5 protein-coding genes are annotated in these 4,249 nt (G+C 39.6%); 4 read left to right on the forward strand and 1 reads right to left on the reverse strand.

From position 1 onward, the window contains the following. The 4 genes from PLK24_RS09000 to PLK24_RS09015 form a co-directional block, all read left to right on the forward strand. On the forward strand, positions 1–642 hold a 642-nt coding region (locus tag PLK24_RS09000), incomplete at its 5' end, for an extracellular solute-binding protein (RefSeq protein WP_324478355.1). An 84-nt stretch (positions 643–726) separates the two neighbouring features. After that, positions 727–1,605 carry a carbohydrate ABC transporter permease gene (locus tag PLK24_RS09005; RefSeq protein WP_324478356.1) on the forward strand — a complete coding sequence of 293 codons (879 nt, stop codon included), beginning with the start codon at positions 727–729 and terminating at the stop codon, positions 1,603–1,605. After that, the gene (locus PLK24_RS09010) at positions 1,602–2,411 is read left to right on the forward strand and encodes a carbohydrate ABC transporter permease (RefSeq protein ID WP_324478358.1); all 810 of its coding nucleotides are present in this window, start codon (positions 1,602–1,604) and stop codon (positions 2,409–2,411) included. The genes PLK24_RS09005 and PLK24_RS09010 overlap by 4 nt, the downstream gene beginning before the upstream one ends. Positions 2,412–2,485: 74 nt before the next feature. Next, on the forward strand, positions 2,486–3,577 hold the full coding sequence (locus tag PLK24_RS09015) for a zinc-dependent alcohol dehydrogenase (RefSeq protein WP_324478360.1): 1,092 nt from the start codon (positions 2,486–2,488) through the stop codon (positions 3,575–3,577). Between the two features lie 58 nt (positions 3,578–3,635). Here PLK24_RS09015 and PLK24_RS09020 read toward each other — a convergent pair whose 3' ends face one another. Next, positions 3,636–4,001, reverse strand: a complete 366-nt coding sequence (locus PLK24_RS09020; RefSeq protein ID WP_324478362.1) for a carboxymuconolactone decarboxylase family protein — start codon at positions 3,999–4,001, stop codon at positions 3,636–3,638. Positions 4,002–4,249 lie beyond the last annotated feature (248 nt).

Below are 4,249 nucleotides of genomic sequence, written 5' to 3' on the forward strand. Positions count from 1 at the left end.
TGGAAAGATGCTGAAGGAAACTGGGCATTAGGAAAACCTGAAGCCATTCAGGCTTTCAATTTTTATGGAAAACTTTTACGCGAATATGGTCCTCCAGGAGCAACCGACATTCATTGGTATGAAAGTACTTCCTATTTCATGACTGGAAAAGCGGCAATGATTTATGATGCCAACAATTTTAATATTCTTTATGAAGATCCTGAAAAATCTGAAATCGTCGGGAAAGTCGGTTATTCGGTAATTCCTGCTGGGCCAACCAATCTTCGTTTACCACACGTTTCTCACTGGGATCTTGCTATCCATTCCAACTCGAAAAAGAAAGAGGCAGCTTGGCAATTTATTCTCTGGGCAACCAATAAGGAAAACATTCTTGAAGCCCACTTAGCCGGGATACCTTCCCCACGGAATAGTTCTTGGGAAAGCGAAGCTTTTCTTGCCGAAAACGCTTATCCAGACTGGACAGAAGCTACCACCATCAGCTATGAAATTGGTAACCCCGTATGGAATCCACCGGTCGTGAATGTTCCTGAAGCTCGGGATGTCGTTGGAGATATTATCGTATCAGCCATATCTGGTGAAGACATCGAACCTCTTATTCCAAGTGCTATCCAAAGACTACTCTCTATAGAAGCACGTGATTAAAAGTTCCAATTATTTATTCGTTAAAAGTGGATGGGAAATCCCATCCACTTTTATTGGCGTTTCAATAGGGAGGTCTTTGTATTCGTGTTAAAAAGAAATACAACCTTAAAATGGATACTTTTATCCCCGGCTTTTGCTTTAACAGGAATACTTATTGCTTACCCCTTAGCTTATAACTTTTATTTAAGTTTTCATTCCTGGTACGGAAGCGCTACCCGATTACCACGTTTTGAAGGATTCAGCAATTATATTGCCACTCTTAGCGATCCTCGTTTTTGGAATTCAATTCGTGTAACAATCGTTTTTACTATTTTAGCTTTAGGTATTGAAATTGTTGCTGGCTTTTTCATTGCTTTGTATATTAACCGAGAATTTCGGGGAAAGAATTTTATTAAAGCTCTGTTTGTATTTCCTTTTGCTGCTACGCCGGTAGCTATTGCTCTGGTGTGGCGGAATATGTATGATCCCACCTTGGGTGTCATCAATTATTTTGTTTCCCTGATAGGTCGAGTCCAACCAGTTGAATGGCTGACAAAACCTCATTTGGTCATTCCTTCATTAGCTTTCGTTGACATATGGCAATGGACACCACTGGTCGTTTTGATCTGTATGGCTGGTTTGGAGGGATTACCAAGAGAACCAATTGAATCTGCTCAAATTGATGGTGCTTCAAAGTGGCAAATATTTCGTCGAATTATATTTCCTTTGATGGGTCCAACCCTTATAGCCGCAACCATGATTCGTTCCTGGGATGTCATCAAAGTTTTTGACATTATCTACGTAATGACCGCAGGAGGACCAGGATTTGCCTCGGAAAATCTGAATATTTACATCTATAATACTGCTTTTTTCTATTTTAATATGGGTTATGCCAGTTCAATGATGGTCATCCTCTTTGCCATAGTACTTGGTTTTAATATTATTCTCTATCAACTCACCAAACGAGGGAACGAAAAATCATGAAGTTTTTAAAGTCTCTATTGTTCTATCTTGGCTTATTTATAATAATTATTCCAACTGTATTTGTATTTTACTGGATGATTTCAGGTGGATTTAAAACTCAACTTCAGATTATCTCTTCTCCGCCAGTTTTTTTCTTTGAACCCAATATAAAAAATTATATAGAAGTCATAACTCAACATAATTTTGGGCTCTATATGTGGAACAGTTTTGTGGTTGCAGCTCTATCAACCTTGGTCGCTCTCTTAGTTGGAATCCCGGCTGGATATTCAATTTCCCGATTTAGAATGCGAACCAGTGTTTTTTTACTCACTGTTTCAAGAATGGTTCCTTTTGTCAGCTATTTGATGCCCTGGTTTATTACTTTTCGGCGATGGGGACTGATAGATTCATATACCGGTCTTACCTTAGCCCACTTGATTGTGAATATGCCAATTGTAGTTTTACTGATGTCCACTTTTTTTGAAGAAGTTCCCTATGAACTGGAGGAGGCTGCTGAGATAGACGGAGCTTCTAAGGTCAACGTCTTTAAATATGTCTCTTTGCCTCTGGCTCGAAATGGAGTCATTACCTCGGCTATTCTTTCTTTTGTGTTTTCCTGGAACCAATTCCTTTTTTCCTTAATCCTTTCTGGCCCTCGAACCCAAACGGTACCAATTGCCGTTTTTAACTTTATGACCTATGAAGAAATTGCCTGGGGAGGACTTCTGGCTGCTGCAACAATGATTACTTTACCGGTCCTCATTCTCACAATTTTTATTCATAAATATATTGTTAGAGGATTAACTCTTGGGGCCTTGAAAGGTTAGGCTAATTTTTCTTTAAGTAAAATCTTTTATCCCTTAAAAAATTATCAACACCTAACAAATAAAGGAGGATTATAATGAATATTCCTAAAACCATGAAAGCCGGTGTGCTCTATGGTTATAAAAATTTAACTCTTCAAGAAATTCCGGTTCCCGAACCCAAAGAGAACGAAATCTTGTTGAAAGTGGGAGCCTGCGGGATTTGTGGAAGTGATATCCGTTATTATTACGGAGAAAATGCCTGGGCTTTGCATACCTTGGGGTTTAACGAACCAACCCCGGGGGCAGCGATTCTCGGCCATGAAGTTGCCGGAACCATCACTCAGCTTGGTACCCATTCATCCGAATGGCAAGAAGGAGACCGGGTGGGTGCCCTCGCTTTTAAATCTTGTGGTGTGTGCGAGTTTTGTTTACGGAATCTCCCAAATTTGTGCGCTTTTCAACACCATATCGGCCATGATGGTCGCTGGAAAGAGGTGGATTATGCACCTGGAGGGTACAGTGAATATATGCCGATTTGGAAGGATAAAATTTTCTCTTTGCCAGAACATGTTTCATTTATTGAAGCTACCCAGCTCGATGGTTTGGCGGTTGCGATTCATGCAATAAATAGATCCCGATTGACCATAGGAGAGTCTTTGGTTGTTGTTGGTTCCGGTGCCATAGGTCTCTTGGTTGCTCAGGTGGGAATCACTTTGGGAGCTGGCAAGGTAATGGTTCTTGACACTCGAGAAAAACCACTCAACATTGCCAATCAGTTGGGTATTAGAGAGGCCAGAAAAATTAATCAAGATAATTTAAAAAAAGAAATACAGGATTTCACCAACCAAAAAGGCGCTGATGTTATTATCGATACAGTTGGAACAGGAAAAACAATTACTAAATCCCTCCGCTCGCTAAATCGTTTTGGTCGCTTGGTTCTCGTAGCCACAACTGAAGATGAAATAACGATAAAACCCACCGATTTAGCTGGAGAAAGAATAATTACCACTTCGGCCAACAATCTCTACCGGAATTATCCACAAGCCATTTCCCTCTTGGCATCCGGAAAGGTTCAAACCAAGCCTTTTATTACCCATGTATTTCCACTTGAAAGCCTTGGAGAAGCTTTTCAATTAGCTTTGGATAAAGAGAACAATGATGTCATTAAAATTGTCCTTGTTCCATAAAGATCTTATTAGTATATAAAGAACTGGCCATTCGGTTTATTAATTGCATGAGTTCGCTTTAAGCCATCAAGGTATTTTGTCGATAATACTCCAAAACCTTCATGGCAAATCGGGCAGAAACTGTTGCTGGTCCTCCACCCATCTCGATTCCCACTTCAATGGCTTCAATGATCTGTTTTTCCGATGCTCCAGACCGCAAAGCTTCTTTGATATGCCACTCCAGGCACGATTCGCAGTTGATGATGATCGAAATCCCAATAGCGATCATCTCTTTGTACCTTTTTTCCAGTTCTCCATTAGAATAGGTTTTTCTTTCCATGCTCACAAATGACCGATACACTTCTGAATTTTGTGAATAAAATTCATTGGCTGCTTTTCGATCGCTTTGAATCTTTTCAATTTTTTCAATATCTCGGCTACTCACGGTATATCCCCCTCCAATAATTTCATCATTACCTCATTGCATAAAAGTATACTAAAAACCATAAGTCATTAAATTCTAAAAAATTTGAGTAAAAAAATTAAAGCATCACCTCCCAAGAACAAATATCTATATTCCTTTGCTTTTTTTCTGTCAATCCTGAAAATACCGAAATGAGTAAATAATGATAAAAACAAATTGAGAAAGGCACACCCCCCTAACCCCCCTCAATGGGGGAATGAATACAACAA

Origin of the sequence: Atribacter sp., from assembly GCF_035418125.1 — a bacterium.
GTDB lineage: Bacteria > Atribacterota > Atribacteria > Atribacterales > Atribacteraceae > Atribacter > Atribacter allofermentans.

What these genes read in the sequence shown, in the direction of transcription:
- PLK24_RS09010 (WP_324478358.1), top strand. Translation starts at nt 1,602, where the DNA reads ATGAAGTTTTTAAAGTCTCTATTGTTCTATCTTGGCTTATTTATAATA.
- PLK24_RS09015 (WP_324478360.1), top strand. Translation starts at nt 2,486, where the DNA reads ATGAATATTCCTAAAACCATGAAAGCCGGTGTGCTCTATGGTTATAAA.